We start from the raw sequence: 6,353 nt of genomic DNA, 5'->3' as shown, positions 1-6,353 counted from the left end.
ATATCACACAACTCTAGATATATTGTATTACAATTAATCTCATTCCCTTATTATGAATGCAAGTTAAGTAACACTTAAAAGATTTAAACAGATTAGGAGACACACAATGAACTCTTTCTTTATGCTAGATGAAAATCCATGGGAAGAATTGGGCGGCGGTATTAAGCGTAAAATCGTTGCTTATACTGATGATCTAATGGCTGTACACCTTTGTTTTGATAAGGGTGCGATTGGCCATCCTCACACACACGAAATTCATGACCAAATCGGTTATGTTGTTCGCGGTAGCTTTGAAGCTGAGATTGAAGGCGAGAAGAGAGTACTTAAAGAAGGCGACGCTTACTTCGCTCGTAAACACATGATGCACGGCGCCGTTGCACTAGAGCAAGACAGCATCCTTCTAGATATCTTCAACCCTGCGCGTGAAGACTTCCTAAAATAATGAATAGCGCAACCTCAGTTGCTAAGGTAAGCATATGAAATCATTAAACATCGCGGTCATTGGCGAGTGCATGGTTGAGCTACAAAAGAAACAAGACGGGCTTAAGCAAAGTTTTGGTGGCGATACACTAAATACGGCGCTTTACCTGTCACGCTTAACAAAAGAGCATGGTATCCAAACAAGCTATGTAACCGCGCTAGGCACTGACCCATTCAGTACTGACATGCTAGAAAAGTGGCAAGCTGAAGGTATTGATACAAGCTTAGTGGCTCAGCTCGATCACAAACAACCAGGGCTTTATTACATCGAGACCGATGACACTGGTGAGCGTAGCTTCCACTATTGGCGTAGTGATGCTGCAGCGAAGTTCATGTTTGATCAGCAAGACACGCCTGCTCTACTTGATAAGCTATTCTCTTTTGACGCGGTTTACCTAAGCGGTATTACACTTGCTATCTTGACAGAGAACGGACGCACGCAGCTATTCAACTTCTTAGACAAATTCAAAGCTCAAGGCGGCCAAGTATTCTTCGACAATAACTACCGTCCAAAACTTTGGGAAAGCCAACAAGAAGCGATTTCTTGGTACTTGAAAATGCTTAATTACACCGATACAGCGCTACTTACGTTCGATGACGAGCAAGAGTTGTACGGTGACGAAAGCATTGAACAGTGTATCGCACGTACGTCTGAGTCTGGTGTGAAAGAGATCATCATTAAGCGTGGCGCGAAAGACTGCCTAGTGGTTGAAAGCCAAAGCGCTCAGTACGTTGCACCCAACCCAGTAGACAACATTGTTGATACGACAGCCGCTGGCGACTCGTTCAGTGCAGGCTTCTTAGCTAAACGCTTGAGCGGTGGCAATGCGCGTGATGCAGCATTAGCAGGCCACATTGTGGCAGGGACCGTGATTCAGCATCCAGGTGCTATCATTCGTGTAGATGCGACGCCTGATTTGTCTCTATAATTACGCACTTTAACTATTAATCAAGGGTTTGCTTAGTTGAAAGCAGACCCATTATTAACGTGAGAAAGAATTCATGACTACATTAAATGAACAACTAGCAAACCTAAAAGTAATCCCTGTAATCGCTATCAACCGTGCTGAAGATGCCATCCCCCTAGGCAAAGCACTGGTTGAAAACGGCATGCCATGTGCAGAAATCACACTACGTACAGAATGTGCAATCGAAGCGATTCGCATCATGCGTAAAGAGTTCCCTGACATGCTAATCGGTTCAGGTACTGTACTGACTAACGAGCAAGTTGACGCATCTATTGAAGCTGGTGTTGATTTCATCGTAAGCCCAGGTTTCAACCCGCGCACTGTTCAATACTGTATCGATAAAGGCGTTGCTATTGTACCGGGTGTTAATAACCCGAGCCTAGTTGAGCAAGCAATGGAAATGGGCCTTCGCACGTTGAAGTTCTTCCCTGCTGAGCCTTCTGGCGGTACTGGTATGCTTAAAGCACTAACCGCTGTTTACCCTGTTAAATTCATGCCTACTGGCGGCGTAAGCTTAAAGAATGTCGATGAATACCTATCGATCCCTTCTGTACTTGCATGTGGCGGTACTTGGATGGTTCCAACTAACCTTATCGACGAAGGTAAGTGGGACGAACTAGGCAAGCTTGTTCGTGACGCAGTTGATCACGTTAACGCTTAATCTATTTTAGATTTCGTAATCAAGCCTCACTTCGGTGGGGCTTTTTGCTATCTGCCGATTATTACGCAGACTAACAGAAAATAGCGAAGTGAAAACAATAAGCTACACTTATGTACCCGTGAAAAAGTTTTCATTATTGATGTCCAAATTAACGTGAATGTCGTCGCACAACACACCAATTTGTAGCACATTTGTTACGGTTATAACTAAAATCCTATACATACCTACTCTCATAAGCACATCGCCTATATTGTAATACATATGAACCATTGAAAGGTTATTTACCTTTAACCTCTTACAAATTAAACAACCAACTAAAGCCTTAAAAAACAAACAATTAAACAAACAAACAGCAAGCCAAAAAAAATCAATGCGACCTAGATCATACTAAAGACATATTGTAGTACAAATAAACCTTTGAACGCGTTAATCTAAGCCCAGTTAATTATGATATTTAAAAGGCTGAAAAGATGACTATCGATACTTTTGTTGTTCTCGCCTACTTCTTCTTTTTAATCGCTATTGGTTGGATGTTCCGTAAGTTCACCACGTCGACTAGTGATTACTTCAGAGGGGGCGGCAAAATGTTGTGGTGGATGGTTGGTGCAACCGCCTTCATGACACAGTTTTCAGCATGGACGTTTACAGGTGCCGCAGGACGCGCGTTCAATGACGGTTTCGTTATTGTAATCCTATTCTTAGCCAATGCTTTTGGCTACTTCATGAACTATATGTACTTCGCTCCAAAGTTCCGCCAACTTCGTGTGGTAACGGCGATCGAAGCTATTCGTCAGCGCTTTGGTAAAACGTCTGAACAGTTCTTCACATGGGCAGGTATGCCTGACAGCCTTATCTCTGCGGGTATCTGGCTAAATGGTCTAGCTATCTTCGTAGCAGCGGTATTCAACATCCCAATGGAAGCAACCATTGTGGTAACGGGTATGGTTCTAGTATTGATGGCAGTAACAGGCGGCTCTTGGGCGGTTGTTGCTTCTGACTTCATGCAAATGCTTGTTATCATGGCGGTTACGATTACTTGTGCGGTTGCAGCTTACTTCCACGGTGGTGGCCTAACTAACATCGTTGCAAACTTCGACGGCGACTTCATGTTAGGTAACAACCTAAACTACATGAGCATCTTCATACTTTGGGTTGTGTTCATCTTTGTGAAGCAATTCGGTGTAATGAACAACAGCATCAACGCTTACCGTTACCTATGTGCAAAAGACAGTGAAAACGCACGTAAAGCGGCAGGCCTAGCATGTATCCTTATGGTTGTTGGTCCACTAATTTGGTTCCTACCACCATGGTACGTAAGTGCATTCATGCCTGAGTTCGCATTAGAGTACGCTTCAATGGGTGATAAAGCGGGTGATGCTGCTTACCTAGCATTCGTACAGAACGTAATGCCAGCAGGTATGGTTGGTCTTCTTATGTCAGCAATGTTCGCTGCAACGATGTCTTCTATGGATTCAGGTTTGAACCGTAACGCTGGTATCTTTGTAATGAACTTCTACAGCCCGATTCTTCGTCAAAATGCGACTCAGAAAGAGCTGGTTATTGTAAGTAAGCTAACGACTATTATGATGGGTGTTATCATCATCGCGATTGGCTTGTTCATTAACTCTCTACGTCACTTGAGCTTGTTCGATATCGTAATGAACGTAGGTGCGTTAATTGGCTTCCCAATGCTTATCCCTGTACTACTTGGTATGTGGATTCGTAAGACGCCTGACTGGGCTGGTTGGTCTACTCTCGTGGTTGGTGGTTTCGTTTCTTACATCTTCGGTATCTCGCTTCAAGCAGAAGACATCGAGCACCTATTCGGTATGGAAACAGCGCTTACTGGCCGTGAATGGAGCGACTTGAAAGTAGGTCTTAGCTTAGCTGCTCACGTAGTGTTTACTGGTGGTTACTTCATGCTAACTTCTCGCTTCTACAAAGGCCTATCGCCTGAACGTGAGAAAGAAGTTGACCAACTATTCACTAACTGGAACACACCATTAGTAGCGGAAGGTGAAGAGCAACAAAACCTAGATACTAAACAGCGTTCAATGCTTGGTAAGCTTATCAGCACAGCAGGTTTCGGTATCCTAGCAATGGCTCTGATTCCAAACGAACCAACAGGACGCTTGTTGTTCCTACTATGTGGTTCGATGGTACTAACCGTTGGTATCCTACTGGTTAATGCGGCCAAAAACCCTGCAAAAAAGCTAAATGATGGAGCGATTCTCAAATAGTATAGAGAAAGAACACTATTCGCTTAGCTGATATAACACATAAAATAATGCCCATGCTTTCCCCCGACAGCATGGGCTTTTGTTGTTTTATCGAGGCTATTGGTTTATCGGACTCATTCAGCAAGATTTAATAAAAAATAGGCCAGCATTGCTGGCCTATTTCGTTATGGTTTAGTTATTCACTTCTAATCACTAGCGCTTATCAATTGAGCGTTAACCGTGAGTCATGACATTTTGTTGCACTAGCGCATCCAGAATATCAGAAGGCATGGTGCCATTTAACGTCAGCTGAGGCGCAAGATCTTCAACCACAATCACTTGTTCTGTAGTGCCTAAGCCATCAGGGTTAATCGTAAGTTCAATATCATCCCCGTCAACCTTCGCATCAATGTGTTGCAGCAGTGTTGTTATATCTGGTGAGGCACTTTTCAGCTCAGGTAACACTTCTCTTAGATCGAGTTGGTCTCCTTCAGATAGGCTAAAGTCGGTAATCGTATCTTCGACACCATCTTCGATGTTGAACCATACAAACGAATCCATACCGTCGCCACCAGTCAGAATATCGGAACCGCCTCCACCGATGAGAGTGTCGTTACCATCACCGCCAACTAACGTATCGTCACCCGAACCACCTTCCAGACGATCATTTCCAGATCCCGCTGTCAGGTCGATATTACCAGCCCCTGCCAATAACTGAACATCGTCGGTTTCTGTAGCTAAATCGATATCAACCCCGTTAGACACAATGTTCAAGTTGAGATCTATCGAAGCCGATGTTGCAGTATCGCTGTTATCTAGCTCTTCTGAAACCGCCTCCACTTTGAGTGTGTAGCTTCCCGGCGTATCAGAAAGCCCAACCACTTTCACAGTGTCAATCGCATCCGCCGTGGCAATCCAAACTCCACCACCGACATCAGTCACTGAACCCACATCACTCGTAATTTGAGCACCAACAGGCACATCACTGATACGTAGCGTTAGCTCTTCCGTAATATCGGTCAAGGCAGCAATAATACCAACCAAAGGAACGCCGCTAGCGCTTACTGACTGGTTAGCGGTGATATTTCTGACGTAGTTAGACGCAGTATCAATCGACAAGGTCGGCGCATTCGCCACAGGAGTCACTGCGATATCATAGATAACTGGCGTGGTTTCAATGACGATACCAGAAGGGTTTCCGCTATCTTTCGCGATGACTTCCAAGCCAATGCTATTGGTTGGAGACAGGCTCGCATCCAGATAAACACCCGCAGGGCTAGTCGGTGTGTCAATTAATGCATTTAGGTCGCTCAACGTACCTACTAAGATAACCGAACCTGTGTTGTTGCCATTCACCATCACAGTTGTCACGGCAGGCAGCGACACATTTAACGTTCCGTAATCCACCGTCAAAGTGACCGTCATCAAGTCATTAGAAAATGAATCAACATAATCAGGATCACTGACATTGATGCCACTCAGCAGCTGACCCGATTCTTCATCAATAAAATCAGTGACATTGTCACCATTAACAACAGGTGTATCGTTAACACCTTGTACCACAACGCTGATTTCCGCGGTATCCGTTAAGAAATCATTTGAGCCATTGGTTGTACCGTTATCTTCTACGGTATAGGTGAATGTAACATCGCCATTGTAATCATCAGCTGCCGTGAATACCCAGTATGGGCCATTAATCGAATTGTCATCCGCCCCACCAACGTTCTCAAACTTCTGAATTTGCCCCTGACCTTGATCGATTTCGACCTTAGTTACCGTAATGGCATGCCCCTCAGGGTCTGTCGTCGCTGTAATCAGGTCTTCAGCTTTGATGATTAGCTGACCTTCTTCAAGCATGGTGCCCAAATCAATATCGGTTGCCACTGGTTGGTCATTAACTTCTGTAACTACAAGGCTGATTTCCGCACTGCCCACTTTGAAGTCCGGCGAACCGTCGGTTGTACCATCATCGATAATGGAGTAATTGAATTTGACGTCTCCATTATAATCATCAGCTGCCGTGAA

General features: G+C 44.5%; 5 protein-coding genes. 4 read left to right on the top strand and 1 reads right to left on the bottom strand.

All coding sequences use genetic code 11. From position 1 onward, the window contains the following. The first annotated feature begins 106 nt into the window (after positions 1-106). The 4 genes from AB4496_RS09390 to AB4496_RS09375 all read left to right on the top strand — a co-directional run bounded on the left by AB4496_RS09390 (position 107) and on the right by AB4496_RS09375 (position 4,349). The gene (locus AB4496_RS09390; RefSeq protein WP_010438329.1) at positions 107-442 is read left to right on the top strand and encodes a cupin domain-containing protein; all 336 of its coding nucleotides are present in this window, start codon (positions 107-109) and stop codon (positions 440-442) included. A 34-nt stretch (positions 443-476) separates the two neighbouring features. Then, the gene (locus AB4496_RS09385) at positions 477-1,409 is read left to right on the top strand and encodes a sugar kinase (RefSeq protein WP_102257335.1); all 933 of its coding nucleotides are present in this window, start codon (positions 477-479) and stop codon (positions 1,407-1,409) included. Between the two features lie 73 nt (positions 1,410-1,482). Beyond that, positions 1,483-2,109 (top strand): bifunctional 4-hydroxy-2-oxoglutarate aldolase/2-dehydro-3-deoxy-phosphogluconate aldolase, encoded by a 627-nt coding sequence (locus tag AB4496_RS09380; RefSeq protein ID WP_017069898.1) that lies wholly within the window; start codon positions 1,483-1,485, stop codon positions 2,107-2,109. 470 nt (positions 2,110-2,579) lie between these two features. After that, positions 2,580-4,349, top strand: a complete 1,770-nt coding sequence (locus tag AB4496_RS09375) for a sodium:solute symporter family protein (RefSeq protein ID WP_009846515.1) — start codon at positions 2,580-2,582, stop codon at positions 4,347-4,349. 213 nt (positions 4,350-4,562) lie between these two features. Here AB4496_RS09375 and AB4496_RS09370 read toward each other — a convergent pair. Continuing rightward, a partial coding sequence (locus tag AB4496_RS09370; RefSeq protein WP_372130861.1) for a cadherin-like domain-containing protein occupies positions 4,563-6,353 on the bottom strand: 1,791 nt, incomplete at its 5' end.

This window comes from Vibrio sp. 10N.222.46.A1 (assembly GCF_041473595.1).
Taxonomy (GTDB): Bacteria; Pseudomonadota; Gammaproteobacteria; order Enterobacterales; family Vibrionaceae; genus Vibrio; species Vibrio tasmaniensis_A.
The sequence above is the reverse complement of the archived record's forward strand: the minus strand, read 5'-3'. Positions and strand labels throughout refer to the sequence as shown.